The organism is Halopseudomonas sp. (assembly GCF_036960865.1).
GTDB lineage: Bacteria > Pseudomonadota > Gammaproteobacteria > Pseudomonadales > Pseudomonadaceae > Halopseudomonas.
This window is the reverse complement of the sequence record NZ_JBALWE010000001.1, coordinates 35372-55103: the sequence shown is the minus strand read 5'-3', so window position 1 is coordinate 55103 and position 19732 is coordinate 35372. Positions and strand designations below refer to the sequence as shown.

13 protein-coding genes and 1 pseudogene are annotated in these 19732 nt (G+C 56.7%); 11 read left to right on the top strand and 3 right to left on the bottom strand.

Annotated elements, in window-relative coordinates:
* Positions 1-30: 30 nt before the first annotated feature.
* The 3 genes from V7747_RS00155 to V7747_RS00145 all read left to right on the top strand — a co-directional run bounded on the left by V7747_RS00155 (position 31) and on the right by V7747_RS00145 (position 1258).
* Positions 31-222: a hypothetical protein gene (locus tag V7747_RS00155; RefSeq protein ID WP_335614053.1), complete on the top strand. Its 192-nt coding sequence runs from the start codon at positions 31-33 to the stop codon at positions 220-222.
* A complete protein-coding gene (locus V7747_RS00150; RefSeq protein WP_335614052.1) occupies positions 222-722 on the top strand; it encodes a hypothetical protein in 501 nt (166 codons plus the stop codon). The genes V7747_RS00155 and V7747_RS00150 overlap by 1 nt, the downstream gene beginning before the upstream one ends.
* Before the next feature lie 98 nt (positions 723-820).
* Positions 821-1258, top strand: a complete 438-nt coding sequence (locus V7747_RS00145) for a hypothetical protein (protein ID WP_335614051.1) — start codon at positions 821-823, stop codon at positions 1256-1258.
* A gap of 18 nt (positions 1259-1276) precedes the next feature.
* Here V7747_RS00145 and V7747_RS00140 read toward each other — a convergent pair whose 3' ends face one another.
* Together V7747_RS00140 and V7747_RS00135 are read right to left on the bottom strand one after the other, a co-directional pair.
* Positions 1277-1858: a plasmid pRiA4b ORF-3 family protein gene (locus V7747_RS00140; protein WP_104739201.1), complete on the bottom strand. Its 582-nt coding sequence runs from the start codon at positions 1856-1858 to the stop codon at positions 1277-1279.
* A 14-nt stretch (positions 1859-1872) separates the two neighbouring features.
* Positions 1873-2748 carry a WYL domain-containing protein gene (locus tag V7747_RS00135; protein WP_335614050.1) on the bottom strand — a complete coding sequence of 292 codons (876 nt, stop codon included), beginning with the start codon at positions 2746-2748 and terminating at the stop codon, positions 1873-1875.
* Between the two features lie 519 nt (positions 2749-3267).
* Here V7747_RS00135 and V7747_RS00130 point away from each other — a divergent pair.
* From V7747_RS00130 to V7747_RS00115, 4 genes are all read left to right on the top strand, one after another.
* A complete protein-coding gene (locus V7747_RS00130; RefSeq protein ID WP_104739199.1) occupies positions 3268-3927 on the top strand; it encodes a hypothetical protein in 660 nt (219 codons plus the stop codon).
* A gap of 444 nt (positions 3928-4371) precedes the next feature.
* Complete coding sequence (locus tag V7747_RS00125; protein WP_335614049.1) at positions 4372-5583, top strand: DUF6361 family protein; 1212 nt, start codon at positions 4372-4374, stop codon at positions 5581-5583.
* Positions 5583-7370, top strand: coding sequence for a phospholipase D family protein (locus V7747_RS00120; protein ID WP_335614048.1), 1788 nt, complete (start codon positions 5583-5585; stop codon positions 7368-7370). The genes V7747_RS00125 and V7747_RS00120 overlap by 1 nt, the downstream gene beginning before the upstream one ends.
* Complete coding sequence (locus V7747_RS00115) at positions 7367-10513, top strand: DEAD/DEAH box helicase (protein WP_335614047.1); 3147 nt, start codon at positions 7367-7369, stop codon at positions 10511-10513. The genes V7747_RS00120 and V7747_RS00115 overlap by 4 nt, the downstream gene beginning before the upstream one ends.
* 29 nt (positions 10514-10542) lie before the next feature.
* On the opposite strand, the pseudogene V7747_RS00110 reads toward V7747_RS00115, so the two are convergent.
* Positions 10543-10730 (bottom strand): annotated as a pseudogene (locus V7747_RS00110) (WYL domain-containing protein); the annotation flags it as partial.
* Positions 10731-11375: 645 nt separating this feature from the next.
* Here V7747_RS00110 and zorA point away from each other — a divergent pair.
* Genes zorA through V7747_RS00090 form a run of 4 tightly spaced genes read left to right on the top strand, consistent with a single transcriptional unit; the run spans position 11376 to position 19573 of the window.
* Positions 11376-13514, top strand: a complete 2139-nt coding sequence (zorA, locus tag V7747_RS00105) for an anti-phage ZorAB system protein ZorA (protein WP_442909157.1) — start codon at positions 11376-11378, stop codon at positions 13512-13514.
* Entirely contained in the window at positions 13514-14272 is a 759-nt protein-coding gene (locus V7747_RS00100; protein WP_335614045.1) for an OmpA/MotB family protein, read from the top strand. The genes zorA and V7747_RS00100 overlap by 1 nt, the downstream gene beginning before the upstream one ends.
* Positions 14272-16533: an EH signature domain-containing protein gene (locus tag V7747_RS00095; protein ID WP_335614465.1), complete on the top strand. Its 2262-nt coding sequence runs from the start codon at positions 14272-14274 to the stop codon at positions 16531-16533. The genes V7747_RS00100 and V7747_RS00095 overlap by 1 nt, the downstream gene beginning before the upstream one ends.
* A 1-nt stretch (position 16534) precedes the next feature.
* Complete coding sequence (locus V7747_RS00090) at positions 16535-19573, top strand: DEAD/DEAH box helicase (protein ID WP_335614044.1); 3039 nt, start codon at positions 16535-16537, stop codon at positions 19571-19573.
* The last annotated feature ends 159 nt before the right edge of the window (positions 19574-19732 follow it).

Here is a 19732-nt window from a genome sequence, read left to right as displayed (position 1 = left end):
GTCTTGGTTATTGGTAGGAGGTATCGCGGCATGGGGATTCTGATTAAGTATCTTTTCAATGCCAGCATCCTGATGCTGCAGCTGGCCACGATGGGCTACGGGCTTTGGCTTGGTGTGACCGAGTCCTGGGGTATGGGGTTGTTCATGTTTGGCGTTGCGTTGCTGCTCGGCGCCGCGGCGTTCTCCGTGCCTGAATTACCTGACCCGCCATCGGAGGCCTGATGACTGCTCAGATCGGCGACCTGCTTTTCTACCAGGGGCAGCGGATGACCATCTGCGACGCTCCGCTCGGCACTTACTTTCGTTTGGGCGGTGCCTATCCTGAGTTTGAACCTAGTTCCACTGCGCTCATACGTGGTTATGTTGCCACCTGGCAGCTGCTGGACGACCGGCTGTACTTGGTTGCGATACAGGGTTGGCTTAGTAATGGGGAGGATGCGTCACTGGAGTCGGTTTTTCCGGGATATCCGGAGCGGGTTTTCGCCCATTGGTACTCCGGCCGCATCAGGGTTCCACGCGGTAAGCTGCTGAAGTACGTTCATGCTGGCTACGCGAGTATCTATGAGCGTGATCTGCTGCTGGATTTTGAGCGCGGTGTGCTTGTCGCTTCCGTGGAGAAACACAACGGCGTCTCCGACACCCCCGATGCACCTGAGGGGTATGGCGTGGGGGCGTTTACCGTTTTCCCGAGGCCGGGCGTGCAAGAGGGGGCAGGGGAGTGATCTATCTTTACCTGTATCTTGGCATTGGCCTGCTGGTCGGCATCGGCTTCAGTATCAATGGCGCGCGAGCCTACGCTAAGGCCCCACCAAGAACCGAGATGGCAGCGCAGGCCCTTGACCCGGACTGGCAGCCATCCAAGCGGCGCTGGTTGCCTCTGATTCTGATCAGTAGTCTGATTTGGCCGGTGCTGCTTCTGCTTCCTCTGCTGGAGCGGCCGTTTGAAGCAGCAGCGCCCATACCTGAGTTCGCTGTAACCGGGGATCATCTGCTCGAGTCACTCACCGTGGCCGAAATCGAAGCCCGAGAGCGGGTTTCAGATCCGCTTGGTGCGGTGCCCGATCTGCCATTCGGACACCTCAACACTGCCTGGTGTGAACTTCTCGCGCAGTGCGAAGAGGAGCTCGAGTTCAGACGGTTTGCGGCTGATTGGGATGCAGGCTGGTGCAAGGAGCGGCGCGAAGGCTACGTCGAGATGGTTGACGGCCAGCCGGGGCGTTTCTTCATGACGGTCTACAAGACGCTGCCGGAGGAGTAACCAGCAGCTTCTTCAGACTTAACCCCAAAGGTTGTTGCAGATACGCTGGACGGCTGCGTTGGCGGCTCTGCAGTCAAATAACGTCGGATCAAAGTGACCATCGGCCCAGGCCGGCGCCTCTTGGCCTTGGTCACTGTCTGGCCGAGCAATCGCCTGCAGAAAGTCCAGATACCCTGGCACGCCGCCCACATCCTCTGGCGGACAGGCACCGGCACCATCGAGTACCTCGCACCAAGTGCCGGATACATCGCTCGGCTCCTGTGCTTTCAGCGCAATCACGTGTTGCCAGCTATCGCCAAAGTCATAGGTGTAGCGCACGCGATCCACATGCTTGAACGCTTTTGTCAGCTTGATGCGTCGGTCATCCTGCGCATCGCCCTGCAGGTCGGTAGACTCCGGATCCAGCGGCGTATAGTGATTGAGTCCGTCCTGAAACTCATGCAGGTGGCAGCTGTGCCAGCCGAACGCCGCCTGGATAAAGTGATGGAGCTTGCGTAGCGTGCAGTCGCTGTTTACCCGGATTAGACGCCATACGGGCGGTTCGATTTGCAGCGGCTCCAGTTGGATAAACAATGTGTACAGCGTGGGTTTGGTTGCCATCGGGGATCCTTGGGTTACTTGTAAAACCACGGCTGCAGTTGCTCGAGGTTACCGACCACAATCTGCTGGGCTGTGGGCTTGGCGTGCACTTTGGTTGGGTCGATCTGGTAGCGCTGCAATACGTACTGCACCAATGCGCCGCGGGTCTGGATCTCCAGCTGCCCGCCGATCATGCCGTAATCCGCCTCCACGATGGCCCGCTGTTCCGGCTTGAGGCGCGAGTCCGGCTCGATGATTACCGAAACCTGTGTGTTCCAGCCGGTGTCTGCCTCGCGGGTATTGTCCGACAGGTCATCCATCAAGTCCGGCGCACCCCGAAAGCGGCTGAGTACAAAGTCGCGGTAGTCGCCGTTCTTCTCGCAGTACGCACGCACATGCCAGCGCATACCGGTAAACACCAGTGTGTGCGGCGCGATCAGGCGCGTTTCGCCATCGGGCGTTGTGAACGACACATAGTCACACTCCAGTCGCTGGTCCTCACGGCAGGCCTTCAGCAACGGCCGCAGCACCTCCGGGCGCACCGATCTGTCCGGCACATCCAGCACCTCGGTATGCGCGTAGGCTAGCGCCAGGCCTTCAATGTGCGGCGCGCGGTCGTGGCTTTGATTAAGCAGATGCAGGTAAGCGCTGGCGCTGTCGTCGATAAAGCGCGGCAGAAAATGCTTGCTTGGTACATAGCCCTTCAGGTGCTTGTCGTACTCCAGATTTTTCGGGGAATGCTCGGTGATGTAGGTATTGATGTCCTTGGACGCCTGCTGACGGCTGATACCAAAGCTCTGGATCAAATGCTGTGTGGTCAGCCGACCTTCCCACCAGGCAACCGTTTCGATCAGGCGGTAGCGAAGGGCAAGATCCCAGCGGACGGATTCGGGGGTGTTGCTGCGTTTCATGGTGTCCTTACCTGCTTTAAAAGCTGACACATAAGCGTCGCTTGTGTAGACGCGTCAATCAAGATGGCATGTTGATTCGGATTGATGCAAGGTCGGATGCTTTACCGATTAGCCCTCAACGGTGGTCGATGGCCTGGGATCCGCAAAATCGCTGCCCGCCGCAAGCCGCGACCAAGTAACCGGCTACGTAAGCGACCAAGTAGCGTGTATACAAGGAGCGATGCGCAGGTTCCAGCATCCGCCTGAAAACTTGACCTGTATGCATGACCATTATTGGTCTGTCAGCTAACGCGACATATCATCCAACTGTGCCCACTGGGAGTGGGCTGGGATGGATCCTTGGTCAGGGATGGCCTCATTTAACAAACGGGATAAGCATGCAGCTACGGCCAGCGTCAACTGCTTTACCCGTTGCCTGGCGGTAGATAAAGTGATCTTCTTCAAATTTGCTAGCAGCAGTCATAGTGGCGTCAGGTTACGGCGCTGCTCGTACGCATCGAAACTTAAAAGGGACTTTATATGCGCATACTCATTGCGGCACTCTCCGGCCTATTGATGGCCTCTCAAGCGGCTTTTGCCGAGCAACCCAAGCTGTTTAAAGATTGGGCTTACAAAACCCCGATGGCCTCATTTAGCCAAGAGCTAGGCTTCTACGACTGTGCGGCAGATTTTGGTGCCAAGGCTGTTTGCATAGATGATGTCGAGTTTCTGGGGCACCCCTTCGGTGCGGTGCTGAGCCCGACGGAAGGCTCCTTGGCGGAGGTCATGCTTGTTGCCGAGTTTGACTATGACCTGTACGTCAAGCTCATGGGAGCCTTGGCAGGTGGGTTTACTCTCATTTCGATGCGTGGCGCCAACGATCAGCTGGACCTGCTTGAAGCCCTTCAAGTGAGTCGAAACTCGCAACAGTTTCAGAGCCGACTGAACGATTACGAAACCCTGGGGCTTAGCCAGGGCCAGCTGACTTACACGTTTATCGAGCAATCCGGTGACGTCGTGCGTCGGTTCAGCACAGCTAGTGCTGCTGCGTTTGCTGCTCCCGAAACAGCTCGGCTGGCTGAGCTGGTTGTATATGAGGACGAGTATGAGTCAACGCTACTGGTCAAGTTTGCTCTGCCGACACTTTCTCGCGAAAGTGCACGCGAAAGTATGCAAAGAATGCCCGTAGAAGATTTCTGAGCGCTGTGCCCGTATGTCGCACTCGAACATAGGGTAAAACCGTTAGTGTTGGGGAGTGTGTATGTACAAACCAGGTGTGTATTCTGGTTGCCAATCGAAATTCGCTTACTCGACAGGCTGTAGAAGGAACTTGAGCCGTGTTTAATGCTTATCATGCAAAGTACTACGCCCAAGAGCTCATTCGTCTCCGCGCTTCTGACGACGTTGCGGGTGTGATAGTTCGGTTTCTGGAGGACAGCGAGGATGAGTATCGGTCTCTGCAGAAATGCGCGCGCTGATCGATCGTTGTCCCAAGGGTTTGTGGAGTCCCTAGCCACTGATCTGGGCTTGCTCGGCAGGCCAACTCGTGTTGGCGGATTGCTCAAGTCTGGGGATCCTCTCTGCCATCAACCTCATGGTATTGCTTCTAAAACTGGGAGCTATTTTTGAAGGGTGGCGCGGAATTTGACTGCATCTTTAACCTGGTTGGACCTGACCTCAGCGGATCGCGATAAGGTTCGCCAAATTCTTGATCTGTTCAAGGAGCAGGGCACTGTTGACGAACTTGGCCTCGGTAGTCTCCGCGATGCCCTGTCTGATGCCCTGTTCCCTGGGACTTCTGTACTGCATACACGTTTGCGCTATGTGCTGTTTATCCCGTGGATTTACAAGCGTCTCGAGCAAACGGGGAGTGGAGGGGATGTCGCCAGAACTGCGCGCTCTAAAGAGGTGGAGTTGATCTCCCATCTTGCGGATCAAGGCAATGATGGTGTGATCGGCATCCAGGCGCGGGAATCTCTGGCTCGTCTGCCAAGCAGTGTGTATTGGGCCGCACTGTCGCGTTGGGGGGTTTTCGGGCCCCGACAGAGCCTGAGTTGGTATCACACCCATTTTGATGAGCTGCGCCGCCAGGTTCGACGCCCTGAGATATCGGCAGACGATCCTGGGTTGCTCTTGACTGGTCGGCATACGTGGCATCCCAGGTTGCCGGCAGCACCGGCCGGATTCCCTGTAGGAGCAGATTTTTCTCTTAGTCGTGAAGAGTCAGAGTTCGTCCAGGCTCAGATCCGTGCCAACTGTAATGGCTCTTTGCTGGGCTGGCTGGCTGATCACGATCTTGCCGGGCAGTCTCACAAGCTTTGGCAGGTTCAACTGGCACCTGACGCCCCCTCACAGATCGTTGCCACACTCGAGTTGGCTCGCCAGTTTTCATTAGTTGTTGAAGGTGCACCGCTCCTTTACAACCTTATGTTGGCGGATAAGCGTGGTAAGACCAATCGGTCGGAAGCTGATATGGCAACAGCTGACTCCTACCGTCAGGAGTTTTCCGAATGGATGGTGCGTGCCAAGACAGATCTGCAGACATTCCAGCCAGAGGATTTGTGGGCTTTCGTGGCGCGCCAGAAGGCGCGTAGTTCAGAGCCTCAGCGCCGTTTTGTAGAGCGTTGGTTGCAGTGTGTCAGTCATGGAGATGTTGAACGAGCGCTTAATGATCAGGGATTACGGTCCCTGATTGAAATGCGAGAGCGGCAGCTTAAAGGTCCCAAGCGGGCGCGACTTGCAAATGCCGGCCGGTTGGCAGATTGGAGTGGCCGTGTAGGTGTTGGTCGTATGGAGTTTCGCTGGAGTCAGGTGCGCCGGATGTTGATGGATCTACATGAGGGGCTGTCGCACTGATGTTGTCTCCCGATTCCCGTGCTGTGGCGATGGATTTGCTCAAGCCTCCACCAGGTTACCGAATTGATCGCACTGTACTGACGACATACAGCTTGGATCTGGAGGTTCTGTTGGCTCTGCCGCTGGCAGTATTGGCACAGACAGATGCTGGAGTAGAGCAGCTCTTGCTGGATCCGCTGATGTTGCTCGAGGCGATTCGCGAGGCAGGTGAGCGTATACAGGTGTTTGTCGACGAGGCCGGCATTGCCGTACCCGCCAACGGCCGGGCTCTATATGGGGCGTTGGAATCCAGCGTCCATCCGGTAAAAGCGCCTAACGGTGGGGTATTCCATCCCAAGGTTTGGGTGGCCCGTTTTGTTCGTGAAAATGAGCCACCGCTGATTCGTGTATCTGTAGCTTCTCGCAATTTAACCTTTGATCGATCTTGGGATATTGCCCTGACGTCGGAGGCGACTCCAGGCAAAAAAACAATTGCAGCAAGCAAGCCGCTGTCTGACTTGTTGCGTCGATTACCAGGCCTAGGAGATGAAACGCTGGATGACGCAGTCATTACAGGCATTCAGCAACTGGCGGATGAAGTACAGCGGACCGCGTTTCCGGCGTCAGAGGGATTCGATAGCGGTCTTGAGTTTCATGTGTTGGGTTTTGGTAAGCAGAAGGGACACTGGAGTCCAGTCGAGCAGGCAACTCGGGTGCTGGCCATAGCTCCCTTCCTGTCTGACAAGGCGCTGCAAAAAATCGCCAGCCTGGCATCGAGTGAGTCGCTGTTGGTTAGTCGTGCAGATCAGCTCTCGCAACTTGAAGTGGATCTGGCCAAGGATTGGAGCCTCGTACAAGTGCTGAGTCCGACGGCCGATGGAGAAGCGGAGGATGGATCTCAGCTACGGCCATCTGGCCTGCATGCCAAGCTGATGGTATTTGAGCGGGGGCATCGAGCCACCTGGTTTATCGGCTCAGCCAATCTGACTGATGCCGCTTTTACCGGGAGAAATGTTGAGGTGATGGCGTCGGCCTCAGGTCCTAAAGGACGTCCGGGGGGCACAGGAATTGGCATCAATCTGTTTATGGAGTCGGGTTTTCAGCGTCTGTGTGAAGACTACCAGCCTGCTGAGTACACGCCTGAGGAAGAAACAGCTCAAGAGGCCGCAACCAAGCTCAGACAGGCTCGAGACGCATTGCTGGGCGCGGGATTGCGTGTCAGCTGTCGACCAGCAGAAAGCGATTGGCAAATGGCAGTGCAGGGTGGGATTGCCCTACCTCAAGGCGTCACACTAACCGCTTGGCCCTTATCGGTTGAAGGGCATCAGTCCAAGGCCTGGCAGGATGGTGTCAGTTGGCATCTACCAATTGCCAGGCTGACAGCATTTATAGCTTTCAGCATCGCCGTGGATGGACATGATGAGAGACTCGATCTTGCCATCAAGCTGCCTGTAGAAGGGATGCCGGAGGAGCGGATCCATCATGTGTTACGCACCCTGGTCGATAGCCCAGAGCGTTTCATGCAGTTCCTGCGGGCCTTACTTGGCGGGCTGGAGGAGATTGCTGGGCTCATCAGGGACAGTTCCGGACAAACTTGGAATTTTGCCGGAGGCCAGGGACTCCGAGGTGAGCCATTGCTGGAAGACATGCTGCGCGCCGCCTCAAGGGACCCGCAGCGGCTGCTCCCGGTAAGACGGCTGATTGCTGATTTGCGCCAGTCGGAAGAGGGGCGAAAGATCGTGCCTGATGATCTTTATGTCGTATGGCAAGTAGTTGATTCAGTACTGAATGACATGGAAGCTCAATGAAACGACCGGATATCGACAGTGTTCTGGCCCCACTGAAGACTTTCCAGCGGCGCACAGTGGAGCATGCTTTCTATCGCCTGTTCGATGCTGATGACAGTACGGGCCGCTTTCTGGTTGCTGATGAAGTAGGGCTTGGCAAGACGCTGGTCGCCCGAGGTGTGATCGCTCGGGCAGTAGACAAACTCTGGCAGGATGTCGACCGGATCGACGTGATCTATATCTGCAGCAACCAGAGTATTGCCCGCTCCAATCTACCGAAGCTGCGGATTACCGGTGACAACCAGGTCAGTTTTTCCCTTGCTTCTCGCTTGACCATGCTCGCTACTGAGCTTGCCCCCCGTGAGGGGCAGCTGGGATTGGCTGGTAGCAAGCTGAACTTTGTCAGCTTCACCCCAGGTACCTCCTTCAATATGGGGCGTTCGACCGGAATGCGGGATGAGCGTCGGTTATTGTTTCACCTCCTCGATGGTGTAGTTAGGCCGCGAGTGGGTCTGATGAACCTTCTCCAGGGAGCAGTCCAGAGCCGTGAGCGCTGGCGTCAGCAGCTCAATGACTGGCCACTGCCGCTGGAGGAGGGCATTGCTGCACGTTTCCGGGAGCGATTCCGGGATAGCGGGCGTCTGCAGCAGAAGGTCATTGACGCCGCAACCGGCTACTTCGCTCGTTATCGGGAGTCGTACCCGCCGGATGCTGGTCATTTACGCCGACGCTTGATCGGCGAACTACGCCAGTTGCTGGCTGAGGTTTGCGTCGAAGCGCTGGAGCCGGACTTGATAGTGGTGGATGAGTTCCAGCGCTTCAAAACACTTCTGGATCCAGAACAAGCCGAATCTGATCCTGCGGCAGAGATTGCTCAGGCACTGTTTAGCGCTAAATCATCGGAGGGAGTCCCTGCGAGGGTGCTGCTGCTCTCCGCAACTCCGTACAAGCTGTTCACCACGGACGCAGAGATTGAGCAGGAGGACCACTATAAAGATTTCATTGCTACTACCGCCTTTCTGCTTGGGCATGACGAGAAGCGGGGCGCTCGTCTGAAGTCTGCGATTACCGAATTTGGTCGCGGGTTACGTCGTGCAGCTAGGGGAGAAACGGATCAGATCTTGTCAGCTAAGCAGGAGCTTGAGCTCTGCCTGCGAGAGGTGATGGCTCGCACCGAGCGCGTGGCAGCTACAGAAGAACATGACGGTATGCTGGTCGAGCCTGGCAATACCGTAAAACTGCAGCCTGAGGATGTACGCCAGTATCTGTCGGCAGATGCGGTGTTTCGTGCGGTAGGTGAGCGAGATCCAATGGTTTACTGGAAGTCCGCCCCCTATCTCGCCAACTTCATGCATCGATACAAGGTGGACAAGCGGATCCAGGATACGCAGCAGCGCTTCCCTGAAAAGCTGGCCAAGGTCATCACCGAGCACCAAGACAGCATGCTGTCCATCGATGCAGTCTCAAAGCTCGAGCCTGTGCCGGATGCGCATGCAAAGCTGCGTGATTTGCGAGAACGCTTGATCGACAGTGGATTGTGGAAGCTGCTTTGGATGCCACCGACCGTACCATACTGGCCGTTGGCTGGAGCCTATGAGGGGCAGCATGGGCAGAGCAAGGCGCTGTTGTTCTCTGCCTGGAACATGGTTCCCGATGTAGTCAGTGGTCTGCTCAGCTATGAAGCCGAGAGGCGAATGCTGGGGCCTGATTTTGAGAGTTACCACGAACCGGATCGTCGCCAGAGCGCGCTGTTGCGCCTGGCTGAAACAGGTGGATCTCGAGCCCGGCATCGCCTGTTGCTGCTGCTTATGCCCTGTCTGACACTGGCAGATAAGGCCCATCCTCTTGCTGCTCCAGTAGGTGTTGACCGGCGCGAATGGGTACGTGGTCAGGTGGCTGAACTGCTCCAAACCTTGCCTGATCCTCAGGATGCTGCGGTAGATAATCGTTGGGAATGGGCGGCGCCGTTGCTGCTGGATCCTGGCATGCGGGAGTTTTTGTCTGGCTGGCCGCATGACTCTACAGCACCGGAGTATCGACCCAATCCTGAGTATTTGCCTGGCTACGTAGATGACCTGCTCTCCCTGGATATCAGCACCCTTGGACGCCGTCCTGATCACTTGCTTGAAACCCTAACTGATGTAGCGCTTGGCTCGCCGGCTGTGCTTGCTGCGCGCATGCTTGATGTGCCTGGATTGTCACCGCTGGTACGTCGGGAGCTAGCTGCTAGGACCGCCTATTCATTCTGGCGTTTGTTCAACCGCCCGGCATCGATTCGCCTTATCCGTCAGCTGGACTCCACCGTTTCTGATTCCAGCGATGAAGATGCCTACTGGCATCGTGTCTTGCGCTATTGCCGTGACGGGAACTTGCAAGCAGTGCTCGACGAAACCTGGCATCTAGTGTTCGAGCAGCATGGTTGGACGGCAGGCCAGGAAATCAACTCCGTCTGCCGTGACTGCGTAGCCGATCTGGTGGGAATGGTAGAGCCACGGCCTTCACGAGTGCTGGCTCGCTGCTATCGGGTTAAGGGTAAACAGGTTGAGACGGAGGAGCTGCATCTGCGGATGATGTTTGCTCTGCGCTTTGGGCATTTGCAGTCAGAGGAGGGCGGTTTGACTCAGGACGCAGTACGAAAGGCCTTCAACAGCCCATTCCGCCCATTCCTGCTCTCGAGTACATCAGTGGGACAAGAGGGGCTTGACTTCCATCCGTGGTGTCATCGGATTGTTCACTGGAACCTGCCCGGTAATCCGGTGGATATGGAGCAGCGGGAGGGGCGGGTGCATCGGTATAAGGGGCACGCAGTACGTAAGAATGTTGCCGCCCGCTTTTCCTCCGAGTCACTGTGTAACTGGCGCCCCGGTCAAAACCTCTGGCAAGAAATCTTTGTGCGGGCTGATCGGGAAGCGCGTGCGCAGGGCCGCAGCGAACTAGTGCCTTATTGGGTCGCACCGGGAGAGGCTCGGATCGAGCGCCATGTGCCGGCATTGCCTTACACCAGCGAGGTTGAGGCCTTCGCCAGGTTGAAACGCCAGTTGGCTGCTTACCGGGTGGTCTTTGGTCAGCCGCGACAGGAAGAACTGCTTGATCTGCTCGATAGCTCCCAAGTATCGCAGGGACAGTTGGAGGCTTGGTCTATCGACTTGATGCCGACGGTGTGAGTCCTTCAATGCGACCTGAACCGCTCCGGGTTCTTCGGGGCATGGTCGGTGATGGAGGTGCTCATGTCCTTGGAGGCCTGCTGGCGGCTGATACCGAAGCTCTGCATCAGGTGCTGTGTGAATCGCCCCGGCCTTCCCACCAGGCGGCCGTCTCGATCAAGCGGTAGCGAAGGGCAAGATCCCAGCGAACGGATTCGGGGGTGGTACTGCGTTTCATGGTGTCCTTACCTGCTTGAAAAGCTGACACATAACCGTCGCTTGTGAAGACGTGTCAATCAAGATGGCATGTTGGTTTGGCTTGGCGCAAGTTTCATTGCGCTGCCAAACGGGCTTCGCGGGCATGTGACAGCCTAGCAGCCGCAAAATCGCTGTACCCCGCAAGCTGCGACCAAGTAACCGACTAAGTAAGCGACTAAGTAGCGCGCTCCAAAAAGGGAGGCGCAGGTTCCGGCATCCGCCTGAAAACTTGACCTGTATGCATGACCAATATTGGTCTGTCAGCTAACGCGACATATCATCCAACTGTGCCCGCTGGGAGCGGGCAGGGATGGAGCCTACAAGCCATGGATGGCTGACCTCGCAGGAGCGATTCACTGCTTGTCTGGTGAGTGCACTGTTTTCGTGCTTTACCTGATAGTAGCGGATTGCTATTGTGATCTAAGTCGCATCAAGGCAGAGCGATTTTCCCAAGGACGGCTCTATTACAGCGTATTCAAGCGACCAAACTGCGCTGCCCTCCATCCTGTTGATCCTCTGCTCAGAACTCGTACAGCTTTCGTAAGGCACGGTAGTTTTGTTGTACCCACCCTCGCTTCGTTTCAGGCTGGCGCGGGGGGATGCCAAGACACCGGTTCACAGATGGATGAACTCGACGATGATGGAACTTTTGCAACACCTCTGGCCAGACTTCTCCGCAATGTTCAGTGCGCAAACAACGGGGTTAAGTGCCTGGTTCTGGAGCGCGACAGCGCTTATTTTTGCTGTCTCCTTGATTGCGATTTTTATCCACTATGTTCGGTTCCGCCGCCGTATCCGCTTGCTTAGCTCTCTTTTGGCTGGGCAGAACAAGGAAACGCTCGCACTTGCCCGGCGTGAAACCCTACAAAAAGCCGAAGCCCTTCCAGTCTCTGGAGTGGGCTCTTTGTGGCGTGAGTTCGACGAGAGTCTGGTTAGCTCGAGCGACCAGAAACAGCTTTTCAATACCTTGGATGCCGAGCACTTTTTTAACTCCCGCACCTTGGCTCCGGGCCTGACAGGCAGCCGTCTGCTCGCAGCAGCCCCTAGTTTCCTTGTCGCGATTGGTGTGCTGGGCACCTTCGTCGGCTTGACCGTCGGCTTGGAGGGGTTGGTGGGCACCAGCGACGAGGTTGAGGCCCTGAAAGGAGGTATCAACGAGCTTATTTCGGGTGCTGCTGTCGCTTTTATGAGCTCGGTCTGGGGTGTGGCGTTTAGTTTGGCGCTGAACTTTATCGAGAAAATGTTTGAGCGCGGCGCGCTCACCCGAATCCGGGCTTTGCAGCAGCGGATTGATTTTCTCTACCCGCGGATTCCGGCAGAGCAATCGCTGGTTCACATTGCCGAATATGGAAAGGAAAGCAAACAGGCATTGCAGGAACTGCACGAGCGTATCGGCGACCGTTTGCAGGAAACGCTCAACGGGATGAGCGATGCAATGCAGCAGGCCATCGTCGACGCCCTCAACAACGTTATGGCGCCCGCAATTCAAACCCTCGTCAACACCAGCAGCCAGCAATCCAGCCAGGTTTTGGAGAGCCTGATGGGCCGGTTCATGGATGGCATGGCTTCTGCCGGACGGGAGCAAGGCGCCCAGATGCAGCAGGCGGCCGCCGACGTCAACTCGGCTGTGAGTTCAATGAGTACTCGCCTGAACGACGTTTTTTCCGCCTTGAGCGATCAGCAGTCCAAACAGCAAACGGCGGTTCAGGAACAGGCTGCTCAATTTGAGAGTCAGCTCACCCGCATGTCGGCTGCGTCAGAGCAGCGCGAGCAGCAAATGGAGCAGCGCTTCAGTCAACTGGTAGGCGGCATCGGAGAGCAGCTGGAGTCCCAACTTGGTGCAGCGCAACGGCTGGATCAGGAGCGGCAGGCTGCGTTTGAACAAATCATGCAGCAAACCAGTACCAGCCATTCTGCGTTACTTGAGCAAGTGGGCGGTGCCGCTCGTGACCAGTTGCGCAGCGTGAATGAGGCAGCTGATGCACGTCAGCAGCAATTGGAGTCCAGCCTTACTGCAATGCTTGAGCGCATGTCTGATGCCTTCACTAGTCAGGGCCGGCAGGCAGATCAACGCGAGCGTGAACGCCAGGAGCGGTTGGACGGCCAGCTTGAAAGCGTTGCTGCGCAGCAGCAAAAGCTGCTGGACGCTATCGCCACTGCTGTTCAGGCAACGCAGGAACAAAGTCGGCAACTGGCAGCGCAGCATCAGACCTTGGTGACTCAGTTGCAGCAGGCGACCTTGGCTGTAGAAAATAGCAGCCAGCATATGAACAGTAGTGCCGGGCAGCTGGGAGTGTTGTCGAACAACTTGCGTCAGGCAACGGAGCAGCTTGCGCCACGTCTGGACCAGGTTGCCAGTAGTATCACCCATGCTGCGGAGCGTAACGCTGCCGTGTCGGACCAGCTCAAGCGTCAGGCGGAAAATCTTGTTTTGTTGCAAGACACTCTGGTGGAAAGCGCCGAACGTTTTGAGCAAACCGCAGCTTTGGCGCGCGATGGCTTCGGCGAAATGAGGCAGCATCAGCAAGCGTTTCTAGCCGAAGTGCGTGCCGAGTTTACTGCACTGGGTGAGGCATTGCGCACCCAGGTGGGTGCGATTGAAAAGCAGGCAGAGGACTGGCTGCAGAGCTATTCAACCGAGACCAGTCGGCAGGTACACGAGCGGATGGACCAGTGGAATAAAGAGACCCTGGGCTTTGCTACCAAGATGAGTGCAGCAGTGCAGGCAATCAGTAATGTTGTTGACGAGCTGGAGGCCCGCTAATGCGCTTTCGCTCCTCCTCAAGCTCCTCGGTTGATGAAGAGAACCCCTATTGGATGAGCTTCTCCGACATCATGTCGGCGTTGCTGGTGATCTTTATCCTCGCCTCGGTCATTCTTATTCTGCAATTGATGGAGATCCAGCAGGAGCTTGAGCAGCGCCAGGTCCAGTTTGAGCAGGAGGTGCAGGAGCTGAAAAAGGCCGAAGAAGTGCGCCGTACGATTCTGGATGAGGCTGTCGAAGCGCTGCGCCAGCGGAACATTCGGGTTGAAGTGTCCGAGAATCATACGGTCCTGCGCATCCCTAATGACCTGCTTGGGTTCGACACTGGGGCCTATGAGCTGCAGTCACGTTACGAAAGTACCGCGCGCGAAATTGGCGAGGTGCTGAATGCGGTGCTAAGCCAAGAAGGGCGTTTGGATCACTTGGATACGCTTTTTATTGAAGGGCATACCGACAATCGCCCGTTCCCAGGGTTTATGGGCAAAGGCAATTGGGGGCTTTCCACCTTTCGAGCCATCTCTTTGTGGCAATTCTGGAGTACAGCTCTGCCTGAAGATCAGCGCTTGGATCGTTTGATGAATCGCGCTGGTCAACCACTTTTTTCTGTTAGTGGCTATGCCGCGACCCGCCCGGTGAATACGCAGCAACTCACCGAAGACGAGCTGCGGGCAAACCGCCGTATCGACATTCGCTTCACGATTCGCCGGCCAGACAGTGCCGATTACGAAGCAACACGCAAGCTATTGGATGCCAAGTGATGCGTTTGCCTCCTGTCGAGAATCGTCCGGCGGAGTGGCCTTCATCTGTCATCGATGTCTGGACGCGGCTAAAGGAAGAGGCTGCGCGCATGGAAAGCGCAGCTGGTAATAGTGACGCTTTCGAGCGGATGATTCAGCGCTTTCGCGAAATGGCGCGAACCGGCCGCGTTGACGGGCTAGTTGCGTTGTTGAAACGACGAATGGCGGCGCGTGCGTTGACTTCGCTATGGGCAACCGACCGTGATTATGGTCTGCGTCTGCTCAATGATCGCATTCTGGATGCCTTGATAGAGGCGCAGCAGCCTCGCCTGACGCGACTGACGCTGGTTCAGTTGCTGCAACTTTATTTCGGCCTGTTCGATGAGTTGGATGCCTGCGGAAAACAGTCCGAGACAAGTCTCAGGCACGTACTGCAGGGCCACATCGAAGAGCAACTGACACGGCTTCCTGTGCGCCGCCAACAATCGATTCGCAAAGATATTATCTCCGTTCTAGGTGAACACCCCTGGCTGCTGGAGCTGGATGCGCCGTTGCGACTGGTGCAGTTGGCGCGTTCTGAAGGGCGTGACTTCAATGATGCGATTTCCGCCTACGGTTTGGACGGCTTTGACGGGGGCCGTTATGGCGACATCTGTCGTGCCCACTATTACCTCGAAACCTTGCGCAGCCTCTATCCGGGTAAGCACGACCCCGTGCTTGATGAGCTATTAAAGCCCAGTGTGGCCAAAGCTCCCTATCAGGGTGAGAAGCGCATAGGGCATGCAGCGCTGGAAATCATGATTGACCGGGTTGCCGATGAACCGGGCGACGTATGGCAGAACTTCATTATTTCCCTGGCAGGAGATCCTCGCATCGCCAACTCTGCGCCATCCTATCGAGAGTGGTGGCAGCCTCTGGGGGCCGAGCGTATCGCCAAGGTGCGCGGATGGTTGTCGCGGGAAGACCTCAGGCTGTTTTTGCAGGCCGTGGAGCAGTACGGCATTGAAGGCGACAACGACGATCTGCAGCGGATGTTTCCGGCTCGCAAGTTGTTCCTGGAGGGGTTGTTCAAGCTTAAGCTGATCCGCAATACACGTCTGTTGCTTGGGCACCGTGCTGAAAGCTCGGTTCGTCGCATCCTCGGCAAGGAAGTACGCACCAGCTTTGCCAAGATGGATGGTGGTTTGGCTGATAAGGCTGTGATCTACCTCGATTGCGGTGATTTCCATCTGGTGGAGGGCTCACACAGCTTCAAAATATGGGTATATCTCGCGCCGCCCGGTGAACTGCTGACCTCGTATCAGCGTACATCCTTCAGTCACGCTGACCTGACCAATAAGGTGCCAGCAGATTATCAGCGAGCCTATCCCTCGCTACCGTATGATGCATTTGTTCATAACCCCAATACTTGGCAGCACAAGGTCTTCAGCTTCCTCGCCGATAACGGCATCGGGCTTGATATGGAGCAGTTGCTGAGTGCAACTGATTACCGCCAGCAATTGCAGCGCTACGGTATTCCAACGGTCAAACCCAGTCGAACTCCGATACCGGCAGCGCGGCCTGGCTCCACGCCGGCCGGCTTTCGGCCAACAGCGAAACAGGCCGCGTCTGAAGCCCGACAAGTCGACGAAGCCGGTTCTGTCCGCCCTCGGCACCGCCCAGCTCCAATAGCTCCCGGCGTTTCGTCCCAGCTGGAGCGTCCTGCATTAACTGATGGGTCGCTTGATGGTGTGGCCAATGTGTCTACGGGAATAACAAGTCGCACCAACAGGTCATCTTCTAGACAATACACTCGCGACGCCTTGACCGTGCAGGATCATGCCATCCTCAAGTACTTTGAGGTCAATGGCGGAGATCGCGTGCGCTACGCCGCCAGCATCCTGGAATTGGAACCTCGGGAGATAAACGCCGCATTGCACGGCGCTCTGCGGCGTTTTGTTGTCCAGGACGCCACGCATGGCTGGAGCCTGTCACGGGAAGGCTTGCGTTACTGTGAAGCTCTGCAGGCCTCCGAAGGACATCCATCTCATGATCAGGAAGTATTGCAGCGTATCTCAGATCTTACTGCGGTGGCGCGGCGGGTTTTACGTAAGCTATCAGGAGCTCCAGCTTCTGAGCTGAGGCTGATGGCTGAGGAGCTAGGAGTTAGAGCTGCTGAGTTGGATTTGATATTGAAAGGCTCTCTAAAAGGGCTTTGCATCGAACAGCCAAAAGGCTTCTGGTCTGCTACCCCAGAAGCCCAAGCCGCTTTCGACCAATACGACCAGCAGGAGCTGATCTGATATGGGACTTGCCAGTTTCTTTCGTCGCTTTATCGGTGAAGACGGTGATGCATTGTCGACCCTGGACGGTTTCCGGTTTGCGGCTGACTCCGGTGGGTTAAACGTTTTTCTGCCCCGTGAGCAGCATCAGGTGCTGCAGCAGGGCAAAGGCAATGCGTTGCAGAAGGTACAGCTCATTGCCTTGAATATGCTCTCGGAGCAAGCGGCTGCTGAGGCCATTGCCAATGGCTTTCGTATTGATGCGCACACCGTAGCGGCGATGGACGACGAGCAAGCCGAAATCTTTCGCTTGCCGCGCCGCTACCCCGGCAGTTTTGCCGCAACAATTGACGGTCGTACCGGTCAAAGCGGCTTTCGTGTAGCGCTTGCTGCACAAACTGCTGACGGCGTTTTCCCGTTTCAGCGCAAGGGGCCTTATCTATCGTTAACCAGCACTGAAGTGTACCGCCTCACCCCAGCTGAGCTGTATGGGCTGACCGCGCTGGAGCGGCATCAGCAGCTGGCGCCGGAGCAGAGAGGGGAGGCTGCCAACGTACGCTTGATGGCTGAACTGCAAACAGCTGCGCGCAGCGGCATGCGGATTGACCTTAGCCATTTCGATCGTATGGATGTGGTCGTGCCGGAAGGTGTTGGAGTAATCGCTACGCGCCTTCCAGATGGCAGTCTGGAGTTGTGTCCTACCTTGGGCGATGGTTCTTCCGTAGATCAGTTGAGCAAGCGCTGGTCGCAGCTTGATATGAGTGCAGATGGCGGCGTGATGCGCATAGATAATCGCGTCGTCCTGCTGGATGAAGCGCAGATGAGTGGCGTGCGCAATGTCCTTTCCAACCGCCGTATCCCTGCGGACAAAGTGGCTGAGTTTATCGCCACGCCAACGGCATTCCTTGACGCAGCACTGGTCAATCTGGACATGGGTTTTTCCCTGCGTGTGGCAGGTATAGGCAAGCCTCAGCACGTCGATTTTGGTGAGCTTGATCTTGTCCGTAACGACTGGTTTGCGCTGGACCGCCGCCCAGCAGCGCCAAGCGTCATCAGCAAGGTTGTGCAATCTCCGGAAGAGCTAGCACGCTTGAAAGAGCTGATCGTAGCCGCACAAGGGCAGGGCGCTGAAGTCGTGCATTTCGGCGGGCAGGCTATTGATATCTCTGATGTGGCGCAGGTTACCGAGCATATCGAGGCGGCCGAGGCCAAGCTTGCCGATCCCGAGTTCCAGCGAGCAGCAACGCAGCCTGATGCGCCTTCGGAGAATGAAAAGCAGGGCGAGAAGGTTGCAGTCGTGCTCAAAGACGCCGACGCGATCAGTTCCGGGCTGCTGCAAAAGGCCCAATCCGCAGCACAGAGCCAAGAAACTGACTGGTCGGCCTATTCCCGCGAACCGTTTCCGCATCAGCGCGAAGGCATCGAGTGGATGCTCAAGCTGCTGAATGTTGCCCTGCAGGATGACCACAACGACTTATATCGCGTTCAGGGAGCCTTGCTGGCCGATGACATGGGCTTGGGTAAAACCTATATGTCGCTGGTCGCGGTGGGGGAGTACTTGCGCAATCAGCGTCGTCAACAGCAACCGGAGAAGCCGGTGCTGGTGGTTGCTCCGCTCAGCTTGCTTGAGAACTGGGAGGATGAGGTCAGCAAAACCTATCCTGCGGTCCCGTTTCGGGATGTGGTCGTGCTGCAGTCAGGGCGCGATCTCAATCAATTCCGGGTTCAAGGCGCCGAGCGGGAGTCCGCCCAGTTGGCAGCCCTTGGGGACGATGAGCTGGCCGATGAACGCAGCATTCGCTACGCCCTCACCATCGGCCCGGAGGCGGGCGCGCATCGGCTCGACATGGATCGCAGACTGGTGCTCACTACCTACCAGACCCTGCGCGACTATCAGTTCTCGCTGTGCCAGATTGACTGGGGCATGGTTATTTTCGACGAAGCACAGAACATCAAGAATCCCAACGCCCACCAGACGCGTGCAGCCAAGGGCCTTAAGGCTGACTTCAAACTGTTGGCTACCGGTACGCCGGTCGAAAATAGCCTCGGCGATTTCTGGTGCCTGATGGATACCGCACAACCCGGTTTGCTCGGCGGCTGGGATCACTTCCGCGACACCTGGATCAAGCCGATTCTGGCTGCTGATGATGAAGTGCGTGACCAGGTGAGAGTGGAGGTTGGCAACGATCTGCGCCGCGCCGTCGGCATCTTCATGCTCCGCCGCATCAAGGAAGATCAGCTGACAGGTCTGCCTAGCAAGACTATCTGTACCGGTTTACCGGCAGAGAGTGGCGGAATGCGCCACACGCCCCAGTTGGCGACCATGATGCGTGGCGCCCAGCTGCAGGCCTACGATGCCGTGCTTAACGATTACCGCGACCGTCGCGATGCCGAAGAAGATCTACGCGGCACCGCGCTCGCGGCGCTCAGCAGCTTGCGCAGTATTTCTCTGCACCCGCGCCTTGAAGCCGAGTCGGCGCTGTATGCAACCAGCGCCGCGCAGGCTCGCAGTTTCATGCAGGAGTCCGGCAAGCTGGAAGTGCTGCTGTCGGTATTGGATGACATTCGGGCTAAAGGCGAGAAGGTCATTCTGTTTATGGAGACAAAGCGTCTGCAGCGTTTGCTCAAGCTCTGGCTCGATCAGATCTACGGGCTGGATATCGCGGTCATCAACGGCGACACCAAAGCCGTGGCGACCAAGGCTGAGACCATGACCCGCAAGAAGCTGATTACCGAGTTTGAGGCACGTGATGGGTTCAACGTACTGATCATGTCGCCTGTTGCTGCGGGGGTTGGTTTGACGGTCGTTGGTGCCAACCACGTTGTTCATCTGGAGCGCCACTGGAATCCGGCCAAGGAGGCTCAGGCGTCGGACAGGGTCTACCGCATTGGTCAGCAGAAGCCGGTGTTTATCCACCTGCCTGCGGTGACCCACCCACAGTATGACTCCTTCGACGTACACCTGGACCGCCTGCTGCGCGGCAAGCTGATGCTCAAGGATGCCGTCGTAACACCGGAAGCCGTAGCGGAAAAAGATATTATTCAGTCGATGGGCTTGTAAGGCCGCTGATGCACCGTTTTAGCGCCTTCGAGGCTTCCCCGAATAAGCCAGATACCGCATCATTGGCCCTGTGATTTCGAAACGCGCGTTACGCGACATGGGATGTCGCCTTCATCGGTCAGCATCCCGCCTATAACCATAAGCTGTAAGCAGGAAGTA

Excerpts from the sequence above, each read along its gene's own strand:
- V7747_RS00155 (WP_335614053.1), top strand. The coding sequence starts at position 31 with ATGGGGATTCTGATTAAGTATCTTTTCAATGCCAGCATCCTGATGCTG.
- V7747_RS00150 (WP_335614052.1), top strand. The coding sequence starts at position 222 with ATGACTGCTCAGATCGGCGACCTGCTTTTCTACCAGGGGCAGCGGATG.
- V7747_RS00145 (WP_335614051.1), top strand. The coding sequence starts at position 821 with ATGGCAGCGCAGGCCCTTGACCCGGACTGGCAGCCATCCAAGCGGCGC.
- V7747_RS00140 (WP_104739201.1), bottom strand. The coding sequence starts at position 1,858 with ATGGCAACCAAACCCACGCTGTACACATTGTTTATCCAACTGGAGCCG.
- V7747_RS00135 (WP_335614050.1), bottom strand. The coding sequence starts at position 2,748 with ATGAAACGCAGCAACACCCCCGAATCCGTCCGCTGGGATCTTGCCCTT.
- V7747_RS00130 (WP_104739199.1), top strand. The coding sequence starts at position 3,268 with ATGCGCATACTCATTGCGGCACTCTCCGGCCTATTGATGGCCTCTCAA.
- V7747_RS00120 (WP_335614048.1), top strand. The coding sequence starts at position 5,583 with ATGTTGTCTCCCGATTCCCGTGCTGTGGCGATGGATTTGCTCAAGCCT.
- V7747_RS00115 (WP_335614047.1), top strand. The coding sequence starts at position 7,367 with ATGAAACGACCGGATATCGACAGTGTTCTGGCCCCACTGAAGACTTTC.
- zorA (WP_442909157.1), top strand. The coding sequence starts at position 11,376 with ATGAACTCGACGATGATGGAACTTTTGCAACACCTCTGGCCAGACTTC.
- V7747_RS00100 (WP_335614045.1), top strand. The coding sequence starts at position 13,514 with ATGCGCTTTCGCTCCTCCTCAAGCTCCTCGGTTGATGAAGAGAACCCC.
- V7747_RS00095 (WP_335614465.1), top strand. The coding sequence starts at position 14,272 with ATGCGTTTGCCTCCTGTCGAGAATCGTCCGGCGGAGTGGCCTTCATCT.
- V7747_RS00090 (WP_335614044.1), top strand. The coding sequence starts at position 16,535 with ATGGGACTTGCCAGTTTCTTTCGTCGCTTTATCGGTGAAGACGGTGAT.